This is a genomic window from Rhizobium sp. SRDI943 (genome assembly GCF_057653695.1).
Genome location: NZ_CM172787.1, coordinates 1,301,342 through 1,324,415 on the forward strand (window position 1 = coordinate 1,301,342; position 23,074 = coordinate 1,324,415).

At 60.7% G+C, this 23,074-nt stretch carries 20 protein-coding genes and 2 pseudogenes; 7 read left to right on the top strand and 15 right to left on the bottom strand.

Annotated elements, in window-relative coordinates; genetic code table 11:
- Positions 1 to 547: 547 nt before the first annotated feature.
- A complete protein-coding gene (locus tag AC245Y_RS06605; RefSeq protein WP_020486949.1) occupies positions 548 to 1,162 on the bottom strand; it encodes a GNAT family N-acetyltransferase in 615 nt (204 codons plus the stop codon).
- 177 nt (positions 1,163 to 1,339) lie between these two features.
- On the opposite strand from AC245Y_RS06605, the gene AC245Y_RS06610 reads away from it, so the two are divergent.
- The 3 genes from AC245Y_RS06610 to AC245Y_RS06620 all read left to right on the top strand — a co-directional run bounded on the left by AC245Y_RS06610 (position 1,340) and on the right by AC245Y_RS06620 (position 4,529).
- Positions 1,340 to 2,677 (top strand): extracellular solute-binding protein, encoded by a 1,338-nt coding sequence (locus AC245Y_RS06610; protein ID WP_017993590.1) that lies wholly within the window; start codon positions 1,340 to 1,342, stop codon positions 2,675 to 2,677.
- A 125-nt stretch (positions 2,678 to 2,802) separates the two neighbouring features.
- Complete coding sequence (locus AC245Y_RS06615) at positions 2,803 to 3,696, top strand: carbohydrate ABC transporter permease (RefSeq protein WP_017993591.1); 894 nt, start codon at positions 2,803 to 2,805, stop codon at positions 3,694 to 3,696.
- Positions 3,696 to 4,529 carry a carbohydrate ABC transporter permease gene (locus tag AC245Y_RS06620; RefSeq protein WP_020486950.1) on the top strand — a complete coding sequence of 278 codons (834 nt, stop codon included), beginning with the start codon at positions 3,696 to 3,698 and terminating at the stop codon, positions 4,527 to 4,529. The genes AC245Y_RS06615 and AC245Y_RS06620 overlap by 1 nt, the downstream gene beginning before the upstream one ends.
- A gap of 27 nt (positions 4,530 to 4,556) precedes the next feature.
- Here AC245Y_RS06620 and AC245Y_RS06625 read toward each other — a convergent pair whose 3' ends face one another.
- The 4 genes and pseudogenes from AC245Y_RS06625 to AC245Y_RS06640 all read right to left on the bottom strand — a co-directional run bounded on the left by AC245Y_RS06625 (position 4,557) and on the right by AC245Y_RS06640 (position 9,168).
- Positions 4,557 to 5,801 carry an O-antigen ligase family protein gene (locus tag AC245Y_RS06625; protein WP_012756923.1) on the bottom strand — a complete coding sequence of 415 codons (1,245 nt, stop codon included), beginning with the start codon at positions 5,799 to 5,801 and terminating at the stop codon, positions 4,557 to 4,559.
- Positions 5,798 to 7,362: pseudogene (locus tag AC245Y_RS06630) on the bottom strand (undecaprenyl-phosphate glucose phosphotransferase). Before AC245Y_RS06630 ends, AC245Y_RS06625 begins: the two are co-directional and overlap by 4 nt.
- Positions 7,363 to 7,419: 57 nt before the next feature.
- Complete coding sequence (locus AC245Y_RS06635) at positions 7,420 to 8,589, bottom strand: glycosyltransferase (protein WP_012756925.1); 1,170 nt, start codon at positions 8,587 to 8,589, stop codon at positions 7,420 to 7,422.
- 3 nt (positions 8,590 to 8,592) lie between these two features.
- Positions 8,593 to 9,168: a polysaccharide biosynthesis/export family protein gene (locus AC245Y_RS06640; protein WP_012756926.1), complete on the bottom strand. Its 576-nt coding sequence runs from the start codon at positions 9,166 to 9,168 to the stop codon at positions 8,593 to 8,595.
- Positions 9,169 to 9,357: 189 nt separating this feature from the next.
- Between AC245Y_RS06640 and AC245Y_RS06645 the strand changes: the two genes are divergently transcribed.
- Entirely contained in the window at positions 9,358 to 11,538 is a 2,181-nt protein-coding gene (locus tag AC245Y_RS06645; RefSeq protein ID WP_017993593.1) for a GumC family protein, read from the top strand.
- 4 nt (positions 11,539 to 11,542) lie between these two features.
- On the opposite strand, the gene AC245Y_RS06650 is transcribed toward AC245Y_RS06645, so the two are convergent.
- A complete protein-coding gene (locus tag AC245Y_RS06650; RefSeq protein WP_017993594.1) occupies positions 11,543 to 12,784 on the bottom strand; it encodes a GNAT family N-acetyltransferase in 1,242 nt (413 codons plus the stop codon).
- Positions 12,785 to 13,007: 223 nt separating this feature from the next.
- Positions 13,008 to 13,217 carry a DUF2842 domain-containing protein gene (locus tag AC245Y_RS06655; protein WP_012756929.1) on the bottom strand — a complete coding sequence of 70 codons (210 nt, stop codon included), beginning with the start codon at positions 13,215 to 13,217 and terminating at the stop codon, positions 13,008 to 13,010.
- A gap of 114 nt (positions 13,218 to 13,331) precedes the next feature.
- Between AC245Y_RS06655 and AC245Y_RS06660 the strand changes: the two genes are divergently transcribed.
- Entirely contained in the window at positions 13,332 to 14,435 is a 1,104-nt protein-coding gene (locus tag AC245Y_RS06660; RefSeq protein WP_017993595.1) for a COX15/CtaA family protein, read from the top strand.
- A gap of 25 nt (positions 14,436 to 14,460) precedes the next feature.
- Here the strand turns inward: AC245Y_RS06660 and AC245Y_RS06665 are convergent, their stop codons facing one another.
- The 7 genes and pseudogenes from AC245Y_RS06665 to AC245Y_RS06695 form a co-directional block, all read right to left on the bottom strand.
- Positions 14,461 to 15,252 carry a sulfite exporter TauE/SafE family protein gene (locus tag AC245Y_RS06665; protein WP_003558410.1) on the bottom strand — a complete coding sequence of 264 codons (792 nt, stop codon included), beginning with the start codon at positions 15,250 to 15,252 and terminating at the stop codon, positions 14,461 to 14,463.
- Positions 15,253 to 15,436: 184 nt separating this feature from the next.
- Positions 15,437 to 16,369 carry an N-acetyl-gamma-glutamyl-phosphate reductase gene (gene argC, locus AC245Y_RS06670; RefSeq protein ID WP_017993597.1) on the bottom strand — a complete coding sequence of 311 codons (933 nt, stop codon included), beginning with the start codon at positions 16,367 to 16,369 and terminating at the stop codon, positions 15,437 to 15,439.
- Between the two features lie 60 nt (positions 16,370 to 16,429).
- Complete coding sequence (gene speB / locus AC245Y_RS06675) at positions 16,430 to 17,392, bottom strand: agmatinase (RefSeq protein ID WP_026157314.1); 963 nt, start codon at positions 17,390 to 17,392, stop codon at positions 16,430 to 16,432.
- A 297-nt stretch (positions 17,393 to 17,689) separates the two neighbouring features.
- Positions 17,690 to 18,355 (bottom strand): annotated as a pseudogene (locus AC245Y_RS06680) (MFS transporter); the annotation flags it as partial.
- A gap of 307 nt (positions 18,356 to 18,662) precedes the next feature.
- The gene (gene rpsI / locus AC245Y_RS06685) at positions 18,663 to 19,130 is read right to left on the bottom strand and encodes a 30S ribosomal protein S9 (protein ID WP_003558419.1); all 468 of its coding nucleotides are present in this window, start codon (positions 19,128 to 19,130) and stop codon (positions 18,663 to 18,665) included.
- 1 nt (position 19,131) lies between these two features.
- Complete coding sequence (rplM, locus tag AC245Y_RS06690; RefSeq protein ID WP_003558420.1) at positions 19,132 to 19,596, bottom strand: 50S ribosomal protein L13; 465 nt, start codon at positions 19,594 to 19,596, stop codon at positions 19,132 to 19,134.
- A gap of 315 nt (positions 19,597 to 19,911) precedes the next feature.
- Positions 19,912 to 20,811 (bottom strand): LysR family transcriptional regulator, encoded by a 900-nt coding sequence (locus tag AC245Y_RS06695; protein WP_017993600.1) that lies wholly within the window; start codon positions 20,809 to 20,811, stop codon positions 19,912 to 19,914.
- 74 nt (positions 20,812 to 20,885) lie between these two features.
- Between AC245Y_RS06695 and AC245Y_RS06700 the strand changes: the two genes are divergently transcribed.
- The gene (locus AC245Y_RS06700) at positions 20,886 to 21,116 is read left to right on the top strand and encodes a DUF1127 domain-containing protein (protein WP_017993601.1); all 231 of its coding nucleotides are present in this window, start codon (positions 20,886 to 20,888) and stop codon (positions 21,114 to 21,116) included.
- A gap of 93 nt (positions 21,117 to 21,209) precedes the next feature.
- A complete protein-coding gene (locus tag AC245Y_RS06705; RefSeq protein WP_017993602.1) occupies positions 21,210 to 22,040 on the top strand; it encodes an enoyl-CoA hydratase in 831 nt (276 codons plus the stop codon).
- Here the strand turns inward: AC245Y_RS06705 and AC245Y_RS06710 are convergent, their stop codons facing one another.
- Complete coding sequence (locus AC245Y_RS06710; protein ID WP_017993603.1) at positions 22,041 to 22,877, bottom strand: EamA family transporter; 837 nt, start codon at positions 22,875 to 22,877, stop codon at positions 22,041 to 22,043. It lies immediately after the preceding gene.
- Positions 22,878 to 23,074 lie beyond the last annotated feature (197 nt).

Here is a 23,074-nt window from a genome sequence, read left to right on the forward strand (position 1 = left end):
CTAGCTCAGTCCAATTAGTTCGGAGCGCATACTTAATGGGGGCGATATTGGATCACAACTATCGCGACTAACCAAAATTCAATACATCGAAGCAGGCAATTTGTCTATGTCCTTGACAAATGAGGGGCCAACTGTAGGCTTGAATTAACGTGCGATGAAAATGCGCGATGAAATAAAGAGGGTCGATGAGAAGTATGCGCCATACGTATCGTCTGATTAGACGTGCGCCCGCCAAGATCGTCCAAAGAGGAACTGGCCTGGGCTTATCTGGCTATTTCCGTTTTCGCGTGCCGCCGACCCCTTAAACCCGGCTTCCGAGGATTTGCTCATGATGAAGCCCTCGACTGATGGACAGCTTTTCGCCGAGCAGCCAGTTTTACTGCCGATGATGGTGTCATGCCTTCAGGCCGACGTTCATCCGGATGGGCACGCTGACGTCACCGTGTGGGGAGCAGGCAGCTTTGGGCGTGTGAGATTTTCTCCAATCAAGGGTGCTCACATCCATGAGACGGGGCCTTTCTGTGCTTCGGAGAAGCCAGGAAATGCTTCAACCCAATCCTGCATCGATCCGCATTGCGAAGGCGACCGAGCCATCCTGCTCGAATTCGGAAAAACCGAGGTGACGGTAGAAACCCCTGGCGCGTTCGTTGTTTGGGTCGACCCCGAGATGCACGCCGCCGACCCCGTGATTTCGAAGCGCCTGAAGCTCCGTGCCGATCATCCTGCGCCCCCAACCGCTCGCCTGGCGTCCGGGAAGGATGTTGATGTGAAGATGCGCCGGGTACTGGTCTTGAAGCCACGCCGTTCCGCTACGCGGATTTTGAATTCGTTCCATCACGTCGGCGTCGCGCGGACGGGTGGGTGCCAGTCCCGCAATCTGCTGGCGGACGAACGGCCACCAGTTTGTCTGCAAGTCTCTGTCGAACCTGCTGGTGTCCGGCACCCCTACGACATAGCCGGCCGGCCGGCCGTCCTGAACGAGAACAAAGGCAAAGTCCTTGGCGAATTTGAGGTAGGGTACCGACCAGATGTAGCCGGGCAGATGCGGGTCGCTGTAAAGCGCGCCGGCATCCTCACCGCCATTCGCGGTTTTCAGGCAGATGTCGAAAAAGGCATCGATATCCGCTTCAATCGCGGGGCGGATGAAGCAGCTGGTGTCCATCACTTTGCCACCTCCTGCGTGGCGCTTTGTCATTTTGGGTCGCGAGAGGAGCGGATGCATTGACGATTACCCCAGATTCGCCAGCCAGGCAAAGCTCTGGGGGAAGAAAACGTTCGGCCGCTGCTTGGCGCAAGGCCTGAGCGGGGAGTGGAAAATAAACCAGATGAGGTGGAGCAGATGACAAGAACCGTGAAATCGATCAGCATACTGCCGGCATACGGATTGAAAGCAGCTGTCGCGCTTGCTGGCGCGGCGCTTTTGAGTTTTGGCCTTTCGACAGCCGCGCGCGCCGACGACCTGGCCGTGTGGGATGACCAAACCTATGAAGGTCAGAGTGCGGTCATAGAGCAGCTCAACAAGGAGTTTGAAGCTGCCCATCCCGGCGTCACGATCAGGCGCACCGCCCGCACCTTTGATGACATGAAGTTGACGCTGAAGCTTGCGGTTTCGGCAGGTGATGGCCCTGTCATCACGAAAGTCAATCAGGGTGCCGGTGACATGGGGGCGATGGTCAAGGAGGGATTGCTTCTGCCGGTCGACGACGACATCAAAAAATATGGCTGGGATAAACTCCAGTCGGATTCCGTGCTTGCTCGAGACCGCTGGGAGGATGGAAAATTTGGGGTCGGTAAGACCTACGGCATATCAGGTCTCGCCGAGATCGTTGGCCTCTACTACAATAAAAAAATCCTCGCCGATGCGGGAGTAGCGCTGCCGCAAACCTTCGAGGAGCTGTTGGCCGGTCTCGACAAGCTGAAGGAAAAGGGCGTTCCGCCCTTCATGATGGGCTCGGCAAAGCAACATCTGGCCCTGCACATGATCGGCGCCATCGACCAAGCGCATATCGACGCCAGCAATCGCGCCGAGCTTGACGATCTGATTTACGGCCGTGGCGGCTCCTGGAACACCAAGGGGAACATCGAATCCGCCAAACTCGTGCAGCAATGGGCACAGGGCGGTTATTTTTTCCCCGGTTTCGAAGGCATCTCGGGTGACGACGCCGTCCAGCTTTTCATTTCCGGGCAGGGCGCCTTCCTGATCTCCGGGACCTGGTATTTCGGTGACATGCAACACAATCCGGATATCGGCTTCATGGCAATTCCCGCCCCGAAGGGTGTTTCCAAACCCATGAGTGTCGGGGGCGTGGATCTTGCCTGGGCGATAACGAGCCTTGCCAAAACCAAGCCAACACAGGACCTAGCCGGCGCATATATCGATTATATGGTCTCAGAAAAGGCTGCTGAAACCTGGGCCAGTGCTGGCTATCTTCCGGCAACTTCGCTCGCGGCTGACGCAAAGCCAAAGCTCACGCCGCTCCTCACTTCCGGCATCGAAATGTGGAAGACACTCAACGCAAACGACGCTCTCGGCCATTACCCCGATTGGTCGAGCCCAACGATGCTGAAGACAATAGACGACAACACGCCGCTTCTTCTGTCCGGCAATATCACGCCCGAAGCCTTTGTCGATGCTATGGACAAGGATTATCAGGCGTACCTGAAGGACAAGAAATAAAGATTGCGGGTGCTGGTCACGACCGTCCCTGGCGGTCGTGGCCTCAGTCTGGTCGATCCAAATAAATGAGCACTGCGATCGGCTTGCTGCGCGATGACCACAGCTTTGGCTTTATGGGGTAATGGATGAAACGCTCCGCACTTGACGGCTCCCAACAGACCAATTTTATCTATTTATTGCCTGGGTTGTTGTTCTACGCGGCTTTTGTCCTTGGACCGATCGTCGCGGCTTTGGGTTTGAGCCTGACCAGATGGGACGGCTTGAGCATGCCCAAGTGGGTTGGCCTCGGCAATTACGTCGATCTCTTTTCTGACAGCCGTTTTTACATTGCCTTGCGCAACAATGCCGAGCTTATGATCTTCTATTGTGTCCTGCCGCTCGTGCTCGGCATAACTCTCGCCGCTTGCGTCTGGAATCTGAAGCAGCGCGAACAACTCGCACTGCGCACCTTCCTGTTCCTGCCTTACATCATGCCGACTGCCGTGTTGGGCATTATCTGGGCATGGCTCTACAATCCCGCATTTGGCCCGTTTAATCAGTTTCTGAGAGCGGTGGGGTTGGGCGCCTTCGCGCTCCCGTGGTTGGGCGATTTCAATTTTGTGCTTCCCGCGGTCGGGATCGTTGCCACTTGGTATTTCTTCGGTTTTTGCATGGTCATCTTCCTGACCGGAATTCAGCGCATCGACCCGTCTCTTTTCGACGCTGCCAAGGTCGATGGCGCTTCGGGGCGAAAAACCTTTTTCTGGATAACGCTGCCGCTTCTCTTGCCTGAAATAAGGGTGGTTTTGCTGCTGACGGTCATCGCGTCAATCAAAAGCTTCGACCTAATTTTTACAATGACCCGGGGCGGACCCGCCAACGCGACGCTCGTCCCGAACATCTACATGTATCAGCTTGGCTTCGAGCTTAATCGGTTCGGCGCTGCGGCGGCCATCGCCATTGTCGGCGCTATACTCACATTCGTCATCAACTACGCAATTCACCGGCTGGTGGGCTCGCAGAACAAAGGACGGGCTTGATGAGCCGTTGGTCTAACATCCCCGCCGGTACGCTATTCCTCCGCATTGTCCTCTGGCTTCTTGCTTTCGTGACGATCACGCCGTTCCTGCTGCTGCTTCTAACCTCAATAAAGAGCAAGGCCGACGTTCTGCAGGGTGCGTTCGCGCTGCCGGCATATCCGCATTTCGAAAATTACGTCGATGCCTGGAATGCCGGACATTTCAATATCTACTTCTGGAATTCGATCATCGTTGTCATACCCGTCGTTGCTGCAAGCGTCTTTCTAGGCCTGCTGACCGGTTTTGCCTTCGCCTACCTGTCATTTCCGCTCCGGCGTACGCTGTTCGCTATTCTGACGCTCGGCATGATGGTGCCGGCGGAAGCCTTCATCATCCCGCTTTATTATGAAATGAGGTATCTGGGATTAATCAATACCTATGCGGCTGTGATTTTGCCGCAGATCGCGATGTCGATACCGTTCTCGACGATCTTCCTCGCCAGCGCGATGCAGCAACTGCCGGAAGAAGTTCTCGAAGCGGCGGTTCTCGATGGCGCCGGACGCTTCTATATCCTCCGCAAGATCGTTATCCCACTCATGGTGCCGGCAATGTCGACACTGGCGCTGTTCCTGTTCATATGGACCTGGAACGAGTTTCTCATTCCGTTCATTCTGGTCAATGACGACGCCTATCGGACGCTGCCCCTCGGCATGTTGTTTTTCCAGGGACGTTACACCGTCAACACGCCGGTTCTGACCGCCGGCGCGGTGATTGTCATTTTCCCGCTCATCGTGACTTATCTGGTTTTCCAGCGACGGTTCATTGCCGGCCTGACGGCAGGAGCGACGAAATAGACAGCCGATTCGGTCGGCGGCAAGACCCTACGCCGCTCCCCTCATTCTTCGTTCGCGCTTGTGGCGCACTTCCAGCGCCGCGCAGCCCCAGACCGTGCCAAGCAGCAGATAGACATGGCGCCAGTGGTCGATATCGATGACGTTGCCGATTGTCGCATGGCCGAGAACCGAGATCCAGGCGATCATCAGGAACGGCTGCCACGGCCGGTCGAGCAGCAGGTTTCGGAAGCCGAGAGCCAGCGTCCAGACAAGCATGCCGACATAGCTGACGAAGCCGAGCCAGCCATAGGAGGTGAGCGATTTCAGCCAGATATTGTGCTCGTCCTCGGGAAACATCGTGCCGAACACCAGCGGGCCGATGCCGAGCGGCCGCTCCATCATCATCGTGAAGCCGATCCGGTGGCGCTCGAAGCGACCGAGATGTTCGCCGTCATATTGCTGTACCAGCTGGGCGCGCGCCGAAAACAGTTCGGCGACCTTCGGGATCTGCAGCGCCACCAGCAGCGACGCGATCAGCATGATGATCGCCGCCAGCGACAGGACCAAGACGCGCAAGCGAAAGGCGCCGCTGCGCTCCTTCAACAGCATGATGAAGATCAGCAGCACCACGCCGAGCGCAAAGAGCCCCCAGGCGGCGCGAGAAAAGGAGAGGAAAATGCCGAGCGCAAGCACCAGCAGGGCGGCGGCCTTCAGCGGCGATTTCTTCAGGTCGCCGACCAGGATGCCGTGGACGAGATAGAGCGATGGCGGCACCAGGAAGGGGCCGAAGACGTTGGGGTCCTGGAAGGCGCCCTTGGCACGGTCGTAGAGCGTGAAGATTTCCGCGCCCGGAAAGGCGTGGAAATAGCCGAGTATGCCGAGCGCGGAGGTGGCGACGGCGGCAAAGGTCCAGGCATTGAAGATCAGCGGCAACCGCTTGTGGCTGTCCTCGATGATTGCCGCGTAGAAGACCGCCGTCAGCGCCAGGAAGGTCGACACCGCGATATACATCGGCGCGGTTGCCAGGTCCTTCATCTGCGTCAGCGACAGCATGCCGCCGATATTGAAGGTCAGCAGCAGGGCCAGCAGCGGCGCCACGCCGCGCGAAATCCTGAGGCCCAGGATGAACCAGAGGCCGATCAGCCCCGCCATCCAGAGTTCATAAGGTGCCGGCTCGTCGATCACGAAACCGGAAAGGAAGACGCCGAAGGCGACGAAGGCCGAGCCGATCAGGCGCAGCGTCATCCGCTGCGGTTGGGCGACACGGGGATATGTCGCCTCGATCGCGGTCAATAGGCGTTTTCCGTGTTGAGCAGCCGGATCGGTGTCAGGAACAGGATCTTGAGATCGAACCAGAGCGACCAGTTCTCGATGTAATAGAGGTCGTAGGCCGTGCGGAACTTGATCTTCTCGTCATTGTCGACTTCGCCGCGCCAGCCGTTGATCTGCGCCCAGCCGGTGACGCCCGGCTTGACGCGATGGCGGGCGAAATAACCCTCGACGACATCGCCGAAGGCGCGGTCGCGCGCCTGAGCGAGAACGGCGTGCGGACGCGGGCCGACGAGCGAGAGATCTCCCCTCAGCACGTTGAAAAGCTGCGGCAGTTCATCGATCGAGGTCTTGCGGATGAAGCGGCCGACGCGGGTGACACGCGGATCGCCCTTGGTCACCGCTGCCTTGCCGGTGGGGTCGGCCATGTTGGTGTACATCGAGCGGAACTTGAAGACGTTGATGATTTCATTGTTGAAGCCGTGGCGCTTCTGCATGAAGAAGATCGGGCCTTCCGACGTTGCCTTGATGGCGATCGCGGTCGCGACCATGATCGGCCAGAGCAGCGCAAGTGCGACGATCGTGAAGAAGATGTCGAAACCGCGCTTGGCGACGGAATCCCAGTCGCGGATCGGCTTCTTGAAAATATCGAGCATCGGCACCGAGCCGACATGCGAATAGGCGCGAGGCCGGAAGCGCAGCCGGTTGGCATGCGCGGCAAGGCGGATATCGACCGGCAGAACCCAAAGCTTCTTCAAAAGGTCGTAGATACGGGCCTCGGCCGACAGCGGCAGGGCGATGATCAGCATGTCGATGCGCGTTAGCCGCACGAATTCGACGAGTTCGGCGACGGTGCCGAGCTTCGGATAACCGGCGACCATGATCGGCGAGCGTTTCTCGCCGCGGTCGTCGAAGATGCCGCAGATGCGGATGTCGTTGTCGGCCTGCTGTTCGAGGACGCGGATCAGATCCTTGGCCGGCTCGCCGCCGCCGACGATGACGGCACGGCGTTCCATGATGCCGTTGCGCGCCCAGTTGCGGATGCCGTAGGCGACGAGGAAGCGCTCGGCCGCGAGGAAGAGAGCGCCCGCAGCAAACCAGACGATATAGGCATCGACCATCGCCGATGTCGTGCCGCGAAGAAGTGCGAACAGGCCGGTGGTGAGGACAAACGCGATCGTCCACGCAACGAGGATGCGCGGTATCAGACGCAGCTTGGAGCGAAGTGCCGGAATTGTGTAAGTATCGGCAAGCTGCAGGCTGATGACGGTCAAGGCCGAGGCAATCGCCGCCATGCCCGCCCGCATCAACGGGGAATCGCCGCCGTCGCCTGGGCTGAAATAATAGGTGATCAGAGCTATCGCAAAGAGCGCCAGGAATTCGAGCAGCCGCAATTGCCCGATGATGATCGTTGGCGAACGGGTTCCGTCACGGAACTGTTCGGCGATCTGCCGGGCATAGGGGTTGATCTCAGTCTCGGATCGGAAGGCTTCTCCTGACCCGCTTCGCCGCGCACCTCGATGTCGGAAACCTGCTTGCGCAGTGCGTCCACGTCGAATTGATCGCCTTTTTCCAGCTTGTTCATGGGGTTTCATCGCTCGTTGTTACCCAAGCGAAATAGCAGAAAGCCCCTAAGAAACATTTACGAGGCCACAGGCAATACTTGGCCGGCAGCGGGATTGACGAGCTCTTGGTACAATTTCAGGACATCACGCGCCATGACGGCGGAGGAAAACACCGCCTTCACCGCCTCGGGCTTCGGCATCGTCCTGGCGTGCCAGTCGGGCGTGCTCAGCGTTTCAGCCATGACGCGGGCGAGATCGTCGGAATTGCCGGGCTCCACCAGTGCTGCGCTTTCGGCGCCGAGCACCTCTGGAATGCCGCCGACACGGCTTGCGATGATCGTCTTGCCGGCGCCTAGCCCCTCGAGCACAATATAGGGCATGGCTTCGGCGCGCGAGGGAACGACGAGGTTCTGCGCCATGGAGAAGGCTTCGTGGACCCGCATTGCCGGCAGCATGCCGATGCGTTTGCCAAGGCCGCGTTCGACCATCATCTCACGGTAGCGGTCGCGATCCGGCCCGTCGCCGATCATCAGCGCCGACAGTGGCCTGCCGAGCAGCCGTTCGGTCTTGGCGAAGGCATCGACAAACAGATCGGGACCTTTGAGGTCCCGCAGCATTCCCACATAGATGAAATGCACGGCATCCGAGCGGGTCGGGATCGGCTCGAAATCGCGCTCGCCAATGCCGTTGTAGATCAGTCTCGTCTTCGTCCGCGGCTTACCCACCTTGCGCGCATAGATGTCGCGCTCATATTCGCAGATGAAGACCAGCGCATCGGTGAAATATTCCTGCAGGCGCTCCATCCTGAGGACGAACTGTCCGCTGAGCGAGGAGCGCGAATAATGCAGGCTTCCGCCATGCGCGGTATAGAGGCGGGCTACGCGATACCTGTTCACCCGCAACGCTGAGCCGGCAAGTCGCGCGAGCACACCGCCCTTGGCGCCGTGCCCGTGCAGCACATCCGGCCGCAAACTTTTGATTTTCTTGTATGTATCCCACATCGTCGCAATATCGGACGGGCTGATCGACCGCCGGATCGGCACGCGTGTCAGGCCGAGCGAGAGATAGGGACGGATATCGTCGAACAGGCTGTCCTCGTACTCGCCGCCGGTCGAGCTGTCGCAGAGGATGCCGATTTCATGGCCGGCCTTGCTGTGTTCCTCGACGAGATCGCGGACATGGCGGAAAATTCCGCCGACCGGCGACCTGAAGCAATGGAGGATGCGGAGCGGCTGCTGTTCTGCCATCGCTCAGAAAAGCCGTTCGCGAACGTAGATCGTGTCACCTGCGATGATCGGTCCCGATATGTTGATGCGGCCTGTCAGCACCTGTCCGTTGATCTTGCGGGTAACATCGACCATGCGCTGGTTGGCGCGGCTGGTGAAGCCGCCGGCAATCGCGATCGCATTCTGCACCGTCATGCCGGGAACATAGGCATACTGGCCGGGCTGGCCGACTTCACCCATGATGAAGACCGAACGGTAGCGATCGACATCGATGGTGACGTCGGGATCGCGAAGATAGCCTTGCTGTAGTTTCTGGGCAATCTGGCCTGAGAGTTGCTGCAGGGTTCGGCCGCGGGCAGGGACCTGGCCGATGAGCGGGAAGGCGACATAGCCGGCCTGATCCACCGTATAGGTGTTGGTCAGGCTTTGCTGGTCGAAGACGGTGATGCGCAGCCGATCGCCGCTATCCAGTGTATAGGGCTGGATGGTGGCCTCGTTGAAGGCCTTCGGCGCCGGCTTGTACGTCGTGCAGCCGCCCAATGCTGCCGTCATGGCTGCAAGGCTTAGGGCCAAAAGGATCTTGGGCTGGACGACAGACATCCGCTTGTGCTCACAAAAATGAACTCGGTGCAGTCGTTATCGATCCGTTAGGGTTAATGCCCGGTAAAGGGTGCGTGCAATTTCCCGGTTTCCTTCATCGATCATCGCTCTTTGCCGGTGAGATCGCCATTAACCGTTGAGTTACCATGGTCGTTTACGCTTACGGCACCTTTGTTGTGGAGTAAGAGCATGTCCGGCGTAGCTCGTGATCAGGATGTGGACATCGACCTCGGCCAGTTGGTCCGTGCGGTCTGGGCGCGCCGTCTGCGGATTTTGACAATCACCCTCGTGGGGGCGGGCGTCGCCTTTGCCGGCGCCAAGATCATGTCGCCGCAATATCGCACCGAAACACGTATCCTCATCGAACCTCGGGCGCCGGCCTTCGCCAGCACGCAGCAGATCAACGACGCCAGCGCCGGCCCTCTGATGGATGAGCTGAACATCGCTAGCCAGGTGCAGCTTCTGCAATCGGCCGATCTCCTCAAGAAGGTCATCAACGATCTGAAGCTCTATAACCTGCCGGAATTCGACGATGCCGCCAGCGGTTCAGCCATGAGCAGCATCCTGGTGAAGCTGCATCTGAAGAAGAACCCGCTGGAAAATCCGCCGGAAGAGCGCGTCATCGACGCCTTCGTCGAACGCCTGCAGGTCTATCAGGTGCCGGGTTCACGCGTCATCGGCATCAATTTCACCTCCAAGGACCCGAAGCTCGCCGCCGCCATCCCGAACGCGATGGCGAATGTCTATCTTTCGACCCAGAGCGGCGCCAAGCTCGATTCCAACTCCGAGGCGACCCGCTGGCTGGAGCCGGAGATCGAAGGCCTGCGCCGGAAGGTCAGTGAAGCCGAGAAGAAGGTCGCCGAATACCGTACCGCGCACGGGCTGTTGCAGACGAACGGCACGACCACTTTTCCGGCCCAGCAACTGAACGATATCTCCGCCGAACTGACACGCGTGCGGGGCGACAAGGCCAATGCCGAGGCGAGGGCGCAGGCGGTGCGCAATGCGTTGTCTTCGGGCGAAGCCTCCGATACGCTGCCCGACATCATGTCCTCCCAGGCGATCCAGCGGCTGAAGGGGACGGAATCCGGCCTGCAGTCGCAGATCTCCGATCTGCAGACCAGCCTTCTCAACAACCATCCGCGGCTGAAAAGCCTGCGCGCCCAGCTCTCCGATATCCGTACCCAGATCCGCCAGGAGACGCAGAAGATCCTGGCGAGCATCGAAAACGAGTCCAAGGTCGCGGATCTCCGCGCGAGCGAACTCGAGCGCCAATCGGACACGGTGCAGGCCACCAGCGCCCGCGCCGGTGAGGACGAGGTCGGTCTCAACGCGCTGGAGCGTGAGGCGAACGCCCAGCGCCAACTGCTCGAAACCTATCTGGTGCGCTACCGCGAGGCCGCCTCCCGCGCCGACAGCAATTCGAGCCCAGCCGATGCCCGGATCGTTTCCAAGGCCGTCGAGCCGGTCGATCCTTATTTCCCGAAGGTGGTGCCGATCGTCGTCGTCGCTGCCGTCGCGACGCTGATCATGAGCGCCATCGTCATCATGCTAGCCGAACTCTTCAGCGGCCGGGCGCTCCGCCCTACAGATCTGGCTTCAGAGACAATCGAGGCAGAAGCGGTCGTCGAGGAAAAACATATACCGCAGGCCACTCCGATCGCCGCTACCGCCGGAAAACCCGTTCAGCCGAGTATGCTCGCCGTCGTCGCGGAGGAAGAGGATACGATCGAGGACGTGAAGGTTGCCGATGAGGCGCCAGAGGACGAGCCGGAGGATGACAACGAATTCTCCGTCGCCTCAGTTGCGGATTATCTCACCGGCAGCCGCGCGCCGCTGGCAATCGCCATATCTCCGACTGGTGACAGCGGCTCGGCGGCGACGGTTTCGCTGACCCGCATGCTCGCCGATGCCGGTCACCGCGTCATCCTGATCGATATGACCGGCTCCGGCTACCCCACGGAACTGATGGCCGAGGACCCGGCCGCCCTTGGTGTCACCGATCTGCTTTGCGGCGAGGCTGCCTTCGGCGATACGATCCACGGCGACCGCCTTTCCGATGCCCATCTCATTCCCCAGGGCCAGAGCGACGTGCGCCGCGCCATGCGTGGTGTCGACCGACTGTCGTTGCTGCTCGATGCACTCGCCGCCGCCTATGACCTCGTGGTGGTCGAATGCGGTTCGGCCGATGTCGCCGGCGTCTCGCGGCTGACGCGCAGCCGGGACGTCGAGATCATTCTCTCGCTGCCTGAGGTCGAGGAGACCATTTTCGTTGCACTGATGACGGAATTCCAGGCTGCCGGCTATGAGCGCGTCGTGCTGATGTCGGGCGGCGAAGCGGCCGAACAGACCCTCGGCCGGGCTGCTTGAACGGCTAGCCGATCCGTGCCCGGATGCCTTGGGCGAATTTATAGAGCTTCGGGCGCGCCTTGATGTGCGCCTTGCCGTGGGTGACGATCCGGTGAGCGGCGCCGGCGACGACGCCGAACGGCGATACCGGCAGCACCACGTCATAATGCGCGGTCTCGACCGGCGCCCAGGAACGCTTGTAGGTCTGGTCGCCGAGGCCGAAATCGAACAGTGCGACACCCTTGCCATGCAGTCCCGAGATGGTCTGCCAATAGAGGAATTCGCCGGGGCTAGTATCCGGCACGAGCTCTTCGTCGATCGCGCCGAACTGGCAGATGATATGGTCACCCTTGCGCGAGATGCCTGATATCGCGGCGATCTTACCCTCAAGTTCGCCCTTGAGCCGGAGCATATGCATCTGCAGCCCGAAATACTGCCTGGTGTCGTCCCGCTTGTCGATGAGACCGTGCAGGAAGGTCTGCGTCTCCCTATCGGCAAAGACGTCGGGCAGGCCAAGGCTGGCGAAACGGGCGCTTTTCAGGCGGAAGAAGATATCGAGCAGGCCGTGCTGTTCTTCCGATGTCCGAGGAATGAGGTATTCGAAGCCGCCGGCCGCCTCGAGCCGCTTCGACTGAACACGGAATTTCTTGCGCCGGTTCTTGGCGTTGAGCTGCTTCAGCGTGTCCTCGAAAGCGGGAAGGAACGGCAGCTGATAGGCGTGATTCTGGTTCTGCACCACCGGCAGCCCGGCGAGCGGGCTCTCGCGCCCACGCCATTCCAGCGGAATGTTCTGCAGCAGCAGCAGATCGGCGCGGCCCTTCAGCGCATGCCGGAGCCGGCCGGCGAACTCATGGGGGGCGATGGTCCTGCCGGCTTCGGCAAAGCTCTCTGCGAATAGGCCGGTATTGATATTGCTGTGATCGGCGGCGATGAATTTCGCCGTCGTGAGCCCGCGAGACTTGACGATCTCGGCCGGCAGAATGAAGGCGGTCTGACCCGCATAAGTGCCTTTGAGGATCGCAAGCGGCCGCTGGAAGGCGCTCACCCAGGCGGCGCACCAGTCGTAGCTCTGATGCAGGGACTGGAGATTGTCGCGCTCCAGCGCCCGCCACTCATCCTCCAGCGGCTGCATCGTATCGAAGACTTCGATGTCGATTTCAGCCATGGCGAGTTTCATGCTCAGCTGGCGCAGGCGCGAAATGGCCGTATCGGCCAGCGCCACGTCGTCGGACGGCTGTTCATGGACATCGAGCTTTTGCGTCTGCACGATTTTCTCCGGTCAAGAATGCTGAACGGGAAGGTAGGTATGCCAGACGTATATTTGGTTTAACCGCACGCGCTGGGCGAGGTTTTCCGCGGATCACGGTTATTCGGCCGTTAATGGCCCTAAAGCATGTCGCGCAAAAGTGTGCCGCGGTTTTGCGACAACGACATGCGTAAAAACAAAGACCTAAAGCGCGACAAGCGAATCTGAAAGATCGCGACGCGCTTTAGCGCAGCGGGGGGCCGGCCATCCATTTGATGATAACCATCGCCGGCAACACCCAGAGCAGGCCGGTGAGCAGGAAATAGAGCAGATGTCCCCACCAGGGCGCGTTGCCGAGCGTCGCCACCGCGATCGTATTCGCCACCAGCGCATAAACGAGCACGAGCACGATGATCAGGATCGTGCCGATGAATTTGCGGAGGCGGACGGGCATCGGTTATCTCTCGGCATGGAGGGGCGAACCGGCGCGACGGCATGCCGCAAAGGTTCGGGGCTTGTTTTGCATGAGCCGGTGGGGCAAATCAACTGCCGGATAGAAGGAGACATCATGGCCGTCGCAAACCTGACCACGGAACAGGCGATCCTGAGCGAAATGCGCAGGCAGAATCGCGACCGCCGCGCCCTGCGCTTCTGGCTGGGCTTCGTGCTTTTGGCGCTCTTCTGTCTCGTGCTCGTCGGCGGCGCCACGCGGCTGACCAATTCCGGCCTGTCGATTACCGAGTGGAAACCGATCCACGGCGTCATCCCACCGCTGTCGGCTGCCGAATGGGAGGAGGAATTCCGCCTCTATCAGCGCATCCCCGAATTTCAGCAGTTGAACAGTTCCATGACCGTCGATGAGTTCAAAGGCATCTTCTGGTGGGAGTGGGCGCATCGGCTGATCGCCCGCGGCATCGGCGTGATCTTCGCGCTGCCGCTGATCTATTTCTGGCTGACGGGGCGGATCGAAAAGCGTCTGCGCTGGCCGCTCGTCGGCATCCTGGCGCTCGGCGGCCTGCAGGGTTTTATCGGTTGGTGGATGGTGTCCTCGGGCCTTTCCGTCCGCACCGACGTCAGCCAGTACAGGCTGGCGACGCATCTCGTCATGGCCTGCCTGATCTTTGCCGGCTGCATGTGGATCATGCGCGGTCTCTCCAGACATTCCTACGATCCGGCGCCGACCGGAAGCTCGCGCGGTTTTGCCGCGGCGATCGCCATTTTCGCGCTATTCCAGATCTATCTTGGCGCGCTGGTGGCGGGGCTCGACGCCGGTTTCTCCTACAATACCTGGCCGCTGATGGATGGTGCCGTCATCCCCTCCGATCTGCTGATCCAGCAGCCCTTCTGGATCAATGCCTTCGAGAACCCGAAGACGGTGCAGTTCATCCACCGCATCGGCGCCTATACGCTCTTCGCATTGACGCTGATCAACATGCTGATCGCCCTTCGCGCAGCACCTTGGACCACCCACGCACGCCGCGCCATCGTGCTTTTCGCGCTGGTGACGTTGCAGGCGGCAATCGGCATCGCCACGCTGCTGATGCAGGTGCCGCTTCACTGGGGCCTGCTGCATCAGGCCGGTGCGCTGGTAGTTTTCGGTTTCGCCGTCGCCAACTGGCGCGGTTTTTACGGCGAATATCCGCGTGGGACGATGATCGCCGAGCGCGATTGAGGCGAGTGGCCGTAGCTCGGGGGATCTACCGCAGTACGCTGTCGAGCAGCGGCATGCCGATGATGGCGGCGGCGGCGATCAGGACGTAGCAGGCGATGCGGAAGGTCCGTTCTTCGGCAAGCCCGAACAATTTCGAGCCGCCATAGAGCCCGACCGCATAACTCGGCAGAATGACGGCGGTGAGCGCGAAGACGGCAGGCACGAACAGTCCGCCGAAATAATAGCTGATGGCGCTGAAGACGGACGAAATCGAGAAATAGAGCACCACATTCGCCCGGACGCGGGTGAAATTACTCTTGCCGCCGAGCCAATAGGCGACAACCGGCGGCCCGCCGAGCTGCGCAGCGCCGCTGAAAAGCCCGGCAATCAGCCCGACGCCGCTGGTGAGTGGTGCGGACGCCTCCCCGTGATAGCGCCATCCCGATACCAGCAGCGCAAGCAGGCAGATGGCGATGATCGTGATACTCCAGCGCAAGAGCAGCGGATCGAGCAACGTCAGGATCGCCGTGCCGGCTGGGATGCCGAGCGCAGCACCTGCCGCCATGACGAAAACCTCGGGTCGGTTGGCGCCGCGCCAGGCCGGCGGGATCATCCCGAGTGACGCAATGCCGTCGATGACGAGCAGGATCGGTGAGATCAGCTTCGGGCCGACGATCGCGCCGCCGAGCGGAACGAAGATCAGCGCGGCGCCAAAGCCAGAAAAGCCGCGGGCAAGCCCGGCGATGAAAGCAAAGGCCATCAGCGCATAGATGCCGTGGTCGGGCAGGGCAGCCGTAAACCATGCGTGCACGCCATCGACCAGCGCATCGAGCGTCATGACATCAGGCTCCGTGATTCGGGAATGGCGGGCAAGGAAGGTCTGCTCTCATAGCCCAATCGTCGCCGATGATCGAGCCGAAAGCGATGCTGCGGCCGCCGAGGGAGGCGGCCGCGGGAAAGATCATGATGAAGACATCGACACAAAGCTCGAGCGGCATCACGTCGATGCCGTCGTCTGCGCCTTACGAGGCGAGCATCAGGTCCATGTTCTGGACGGCGGCGCCCGATGCGCCCTTGCCGAGATTGTCGAGCAGCGCCACGAGGTTCACCTGCGAAGCGCCTGCGGTGCCGAAGACGAAGAGCTTCATCGTGTCCTTGCCTTCGAGCTCGATGGCATTGACGCGGGGCAGAGCCCTGCTTTCTGTCAGCGGCACGACACTGACGATATCCTGGCCGGCATAATGGGCAACGAGGGCCGCATGGATGCTTTCCATCGTCGTGCCTTCGGCGAGATCGTCGAGATGCAGTGGCACCTGCACGATCATACCTTGAGCAAACTTGCCGACGGACGGCGAGAAGATCGGCGCGCGGTCGAGCAGGCCGTGCACGGTCATTTCGGGCACATGTTTGTGGGTGAGCGGCAGGCCGTAGAGGAAATGCGGCGCGGTGATCGCATCCGGGTGATCCGGGTTTTCCATCTGCGCAATCATCTGCTTGCCGCCGCCGGTATAACCGGAGACTGCGTTGACCGTAACCGGATAGCCGTCCGGCAGGATGCTGGCGGCGCGCAGCGGCCGGATGAGGCCGATCGCTCCGGTGGGATAGCAGCCAGGATTGGCGACGAAACGGGCGGCCCTGATCCTGTCGGCCTGGGCGCTGTCCATTTCGGCAAAACCATAGGCCCAGCCGGGATTGATGCGGAAGGCGGTCGAGGTGTCGATGACGCGCACATTGTTGTTGGCCGAAACCATCTGCACCGCTTCCTTCGACGCATCGTCGGGCAGGCAGAGAATGGCGATGTCGGCGCCGTTCAGCATATCCTCGCGCAAGGCGGCGTTGCGCCGCTCGGCTTCGGGTATGGACAGAAGTTCGACATCGCGGCGGCCGGCCATGCGCGTGCGGATCTGCAGACCCGTCGTGCCGTGTTCGCCGTCGATGAAGATTTTCGGTGCCATGTTAAACCTGCGCTTTCAATGGGTTCTGAAGGTTTCCGGATTCAGTTTGAGGATGATAGGTCAGCCTTGTGACACGGCGATGGCGCGTCGCTCGGCATGAAGCCCCAGCATATACATCGCCACCGTTGCCCCCGCAATGGCGGTGATATCGGCGTGATCGTAGGGCGGCGATACCTCGACGACGTCGGCGCCGCGAATATCGAGCTGGTGCAGACGCTGCAGCACCGAGAGGATCTTGGCGCTCGAAGGTCCGCCTGAAACCGGCGTGCCGGTGCCCGGCGCAAAGGCCGGATCGAGGCAATCGATATCGAAGGTGAGATAGGCCGGCGCCCCGCGCGTATGGGAGATGATCGCCGAGGCGATATCGCTGGCGCTCATCTCCTCGACCTGATGACCGTAGAGAATATTGACGCCGCAATCCTCTGGCGCATGGGTGCGGATGCCGATCTGGATCGACCGGTCTGGATCGATGATGCCTTCGCGGGCGGCTCGCGCCACGAAAGAGCCATGGTCGATGCGCCGTTCCTCGTCGAACCAGGTGTCCTGATGGGCGTCGAACTGCACGAGCGCGAGAGGGCCATGTTTTGCCACATGGGCTTTCAGCAGCGGCCAAGTGACGTAATGATCGCCGCCAAGCGTCAGCAGGAAGGCGCCGCTATCGAGGATGACATTCGCCTGGTGTTCGATAGCGGCTGGCGTGTCCTGATGATTGCCATAGTCGAGCAGGCAATCGCCGTAGTCGATCACCGCCATGTCGGCGAAGAGCTCGCGGTTGAAGGGGTATTGCGCATCATTGTCGAAGATCGCCGAGGCGCGCCGGATCGCCTGCGGCCCGAAGCGTGTGCCCGGCCTGTTCGATGTCGCGGCATCGAAGGGAATGCCCCAGACGGCGACGTCGACGCCGGCGAGCTCCTTGGTGAAGCGGCGGCGCATGAAGGACAGGGCGCCGGCAAAGGTCGGGTCGCTGGCAGCGGAGGTGAGGCTGGTCGCCGTAAAGGCGTGGTCAATCGATCTGTTCGCCAAATCATGCTCCTTTTTCGGTCGCAAAATCATAGTCGCGTTCGATACGGACGCTGCATTGCAGGATCGCCGTTCGACGCCAGAGCGTCGGGTCTCTTGCGAAGGAATTGGCCGATCCCCCGCGCGCAGAAAGGCGTAGGCGAGGTGCGGACGGATTTCAAGCAATCGTTCGGACGACGGCCGCTCGTTATCGTCGAGCGACCGTCATTCGCTCGCTGCCTATCGGACCGGCTCCCGCAGGCACCACAATCCAGCCAGCGTCGTCAGCGCGGTCGCTGAGACATAGCCCACGAGTGGCCAGGCGCTGTCGCCGCCCGTATAAACCCAGAAGGGAAGACTTGTAAGGATCGCGCGGAGAGCGATCTTGGCGGTGACGGCAGGGCGGGTTTCGTGCCATCGCATACCGGCGTTGAAAAGCGCGGCAACCGAAAGGAGGCCGATGACGAGGAAGATGGCGCGCCAGCCGAAGCGATCCGCGATCGCGGCTCCGATGATCGGGCCGAGTGCGGGCACGAAAGAGAGGATGGAGCCGAGAAGGCTATAGATCGTGCTGCTTTCGGGACGCCCGGCGTAGACGTCACGCACGGTTGCGAAAGTTGCGACGAGGGTCGCCGACGCGCCGACTGCTTGCAGCAATCTCAAGACCACGAAGATCGGGGCTGACGAGGAGCCGGCAAGCAGGAAGGATGACGCGGCAAAGAGTGCAGCACCGCCAAGCAGGACAGGCCGTCGTCCGATAATATCGGAAATTGGGCCGAAGACGATCTGGCCGACACCGAGCACGAGCATGTAGAGGCTGAGGGTCAGTTGGATGACCGCCGGCGAAGTGCCGAGCGCCTCCGGCATGACCGGCACGATCGGCAGATAGATATCCATGGCGAGCGAAGCCAGGATGTCGAAAGGTGCCATAAGCAGCAAGGCTGCCGGCAGGGAATAGGTCCATTGCTGGATTTTGGGACAAGACATGGGAAAGAACCCGCTCAAATGATTTCATTCGGCGGCGATCTGTCTCTTCATCAGTATCGGGATTGACCGGACAGACGCCGCAACAACAGGGCAGAGTTGTTGCGGCTTATTTGTCTGCGGACTTGGTTGTTCCCATGATTCGACCCTGACTGCGGCTTCGCTCATTTCCGAAGCACTTTGCCAAGTTTCTACCAGCGGAGCTGGAATGCGACAATGGCATGCCGGCACGCTTCCGATTGGTTTAAACAGCGCAAAACAAAAAGGCCGGGTTGCCCCGGCCTTCGTAAATTCCGTCTGTCCGAAGCGATTAACGCTTGGAGAACTGGAACGAGCGGCGGGCCTTTGCCTTGCCGTACTTCTTGCGTTCGACGACGCGGCTGTCGCGGGTCAGGAAGCCGCCCTTCTTCAGTACCGCGCGCAGGCCCGGTTCGAAGTAGGTGAGCGCCTTGGACACGCCATGGCGAACCGCACCGGCCTGGCCGGAGAGGCCGCCGCCGGCAACGGTTGCGACGATGTCGAACTGGCCGTCACGGGCAGCCGCAACGATCGGCTGGCGCAGGATCATCTGCAGCACCGGACGTGCGAAATATTCCGCGAATTCCTTGCCGTTGACGGTGATCTTGCCGGAGCCCGGCTTGACCCAGACGCGGGCGACGGCGTTCTTGCGCTTGCCGGTCGCATAGGAGCGGCCGAGCGAATCGACCTTGCGGACGTGGGCCGGAGCAGCAGCTTCGGAAACCGTGCCGAGATCCTTCAGGGAGGAGAGGTCAGCCATATCAGGCGCTCCTTACGTTCTTTTTGTTGAGCGCGGCAACGTCGAGGGCGACCGGCTGCTGGGCTTCATGGGGATGGTTGGAGCCGGCGTAAACGCGCAGGTTCTTCATCTGGCGACGGCCGAGCGGGCCACGCGGAACCATGCGTTCGACGGCCTTTTCGAGGACGCGCTCCGGGAAGCGGCCTTCGATGATCTGGCGTGCGCTACGTTCCTTGATGCCACCGGCATAACCGGTGTGCCAGTAGTAGACCTTGTCGGAATACTTCTTGCCGGTGAAAACGACCTTTTCGGCATTGATGACGATGACGTTGTCGCCGTCGTCAACGTGAGGCGTGAAGGTTGCCTTGTGCTTGCCGCGCAGGCGCATAGCGATGATGGAAGCGAGACGGCCAACGACCAGCCCTTCGGCGTCGATGATCACCCACTTCTTCTCCACCTCTGCAGGCTTCTGGGAGAAGGTTGCCATAGTGAATACTCTCTTTTGGGACCCTTGGCCCGAAGGCTTGAAGGGCGTTTCTTGTTGCTTGGATTGGCAGGCACGAGGCATGCCAAAAAGAAAGCAGCCCGGATAGGCTGCGTTCTGGCGCGGTGTATAAAGGGAATGTGATATCGGGTCAATATCGATTTCCCGAAGGTTTAGAAAAATTTTGTAGCAAAAACAGATACTTAGATATGTGGTATTTTGATACCTCACATTTCCGCGGTCGCGGACTGCTGCGCTTGACGTTTTTCACGTCGTCTCTGCCGGTTTGAAATAGCATCCGACGGTCGAAAGCGGCTCTTAACCTTTGAACGCGCGCAGACACTTCATCATTTCGCGAAGGCCGCGTGTCAGATGTTTGTCCCGGCGCAGCACCATGCCGAGGCGGCGCGTGAGCCGCGGGTTCAGCGATGAAGTCGTCACCAGGCCGGCGCGGTCGCGCTTCAGCGCCAGCCCCGGCAGGATCGACCAGCCGAGCCCCACGGCGACCAGCTCTTTGATCGCCTCGATGCTGCCGAACTCCATCGCAGGCCGGATCCTGGTATCCGGTGCAGCCAGCCACGCGTCGATTGCGCGCCTGGTATTGCCGCCCTCATAAAGCAGCAGCGTCCTGTCGCGCATGAAGGCGGCGTCCGGTCCGTTTTCGGGCATCAGGCTGCCCGCGGGGGCGACGGCCAGCAACTCCTCCTCGTAGAACGGCTCGATCTCGAAGTTCCGTCCCGATGCCGGCAGGGCGACGACGGCGATGTCGAGGCTGTTGGCCTCCAGATCGCGCAGAATGTCGTCGGCATCGCCGATGCGCACGGTGATTTCGAGGCCGGGCATGGATTTTCTGGCGACGGCGATGGCGCGAGGAAGCAGATGGATCGACGCCGTGCCGCCGCTGCCGATGCGCACGTGGCCGCTGGCGCCATCTCTATACGGCATCATCGCTTCTTCCGCGGCAGCCGATTCCTGGAGCAGGCGCCTTGCATGCACGAGCAGGTCGAGGCCTGCCGCGGTCGGCTGCGCCCGCCGCCCGACGCGCTCGATCAGCCGGACGCCTAGCCGCTGTTCGAGCCCCTTGACCTGCAGGCTGACGGCCGGCTGAGTCAGGCCTTCCTTGTCGGCCGCAGCCGTAAAGCTTCCGAGATCGGCGACATTGACGAAGGCGGCAAGCTGATCGAGATGGAGAGGCATACAAAAGAAATCCTTATGCATATCATAATATCCATAAGCTTCTTTTGCTGCATCTTCCAGCGCATCTTTCACCCGCTGAAGAAAGGAAGAAAGACATGGCCCTGGAATTAAGCGGGATCCCTGACACACCTCGCAATATCGTTCGGTCGAGACTTCGCGGGATGGCGCGATGGAGCCGGCGGCTGCTGATGACGGTCGAACATCACCTCGAAAAGCGCCGCAGCCGTCGCACGCTTTCGGAACTCACCGACGACGAGCTTTGCGATGTCGGTCTGACCCGTACGCAGGCGAAGGCCGAGACATCGAAATCGTGGTTCTGGTCCTGACGGCGGTGGTCTGTGCGGAAGAAGGATCCCGCTCGAAATTGCCGGCGCCTTGTGGCAGAAAGGCGATCTGGAATCGAGCGCAGGGAGCAGCACATGGCCGAAATCGTATCCTTCCGGAAGGACGCCGGAGCGGAAGAGGGCGGCTTGCTGACCCGCTCGCTGCGCGACGGCGTGCTGCGGCTCGTGCTCAACAACCCGCCGGCCAATGTGCTTTCGATCGCGCTTCTCGAAGCGCTGCTGGAAGAGCTGGAGACGGCCGGGACGGAGCCGGGTGTACGCGTCGTCGTCATCGCCTCGACCGGCAATGTCTTTTCCGCCGGGCATGATCTCAAGGAACTCAAGGCCCATCGCGCCGATGAAGACCAGGGCGCCGGTTTCTTCGAAAAAACCTTCCGGCTCGCTGCCGATCTGATGCTGAAGATCGCGCATCTGCCCAAGCCTGTCATCGCCGAGATCGACGGGCTTGCAACGGCTGCGGGCTGCCAGCTCGTTGCTTCCTGCGATCTGGCGATCTGCACGGACAGTTCGACATTCTGCACCCCGGGCGTCAACATCGGCCTGTTCTGTTCGACGCCGATGGTGGCCGTTTCCCGTGCCGCGCACCGCAAGCAGGCGATGGAGATGTTGCTGACCGGCGAGACGATCGACGCCTCGACCGCCAAGGATTTCGGCCTCGTCAACCGTATCGTGCCGAAGCAGTATCTGGCGCAGGTGGTTTCCAAATATGCGGCCGTGATCGCCAGCAAGTCGCCGCTGACGCTGAAGATCGGCAAGGAAGCCTTCCACCGGCAGCTCGAACTGCCCGTGGAGGCGGCATATGATTATACCGCCAGGGTGATGGTCGAGAACATGCTGACTGAGGATGCGCAGGAAGGGATCGGCGCCTTCCTTGGCAAGCGCAAGGCCGAATGGACAGGCGAGTGATCACGCCAGTCTCAGAAGCAGCCCGCCGATCGCGATGACGACGCCGGCGACGTAGCGCCAGATGCTGGCTTTTTCCTTGAAGACGGTGATCGAGATCACCAGCGCAAACAGGATTGCGGTTTCGCGCAAGGCTGCGACGGTCGCGACCGGGGCTTTCGTCATCGCCCAGAGTGCCAGCCCGTAGGAAGCGATCGAGCCGGCGCCGCCGATAAGGCCGCGCCACCAGTTGCGACGAACGTGACGCATCACAGCGAAAGCGCCGCGCTGGGACGCTGCCCAGGAAAACAGCAGCACCGGCGGCAGCAGCGACATCCACAAAGTGTAGGAAATCGCATTGCCGGAGATGCGCGCGCCGATTCCGTCGACATAGGTGTAGCTGGCGATGACGCAGGCATTGGCAAGCGAGAGGATGACGGCCCGGCTGCCGCCGCGCCGCGCCTCCAGGGCGAGTGTCAGCACGCCGGCCGAGATCGTCATCGTGCCGGCAAGGGCGCCGCCGGAAAGATTTTCCTTCAGGATGAAACCGCTTGTCGCGGCGATCAGGAGTGGCGCGCAGCCACGCATCAGCGGATAGACAAGGCCGATATCGCCAGCCCGGTAGGCGGCGGCGACCAGTTGAAAATAGGCAAACTGCAGGATGGCAGAGGCGCCGATGAACGGCCAGGCCGAGGCGTCCGGCAACGGCAGGAATGGCAGGAACGGCAGTGCCGAAACCGCGCCGCCGGCCGAGATCAGCGCCGCATCGAGGGACTTATCGCTCCCCGCCTTGATGATGGCGTTCCATGTCGCGTGCAGCAGTGCGCCGAAGAGAACGAGCAGGATGACGTCGAGAGGCAAGGGAGTAATCCGGAAAGGATGAGAGGAAGAGGAACACACCTCGCCTTCGGCGTTTCAAATTCCTGAAAAGACAACTTGGATTTGCACGAAAATGCGCGGCGGCGGTCGCTTATGCATTCATATGTCGAATAGCATTCTTTCAGTATGTGAACAATGGCGACTCAATTTAGCAATTTTTACGTGCGCGCGACATGCGT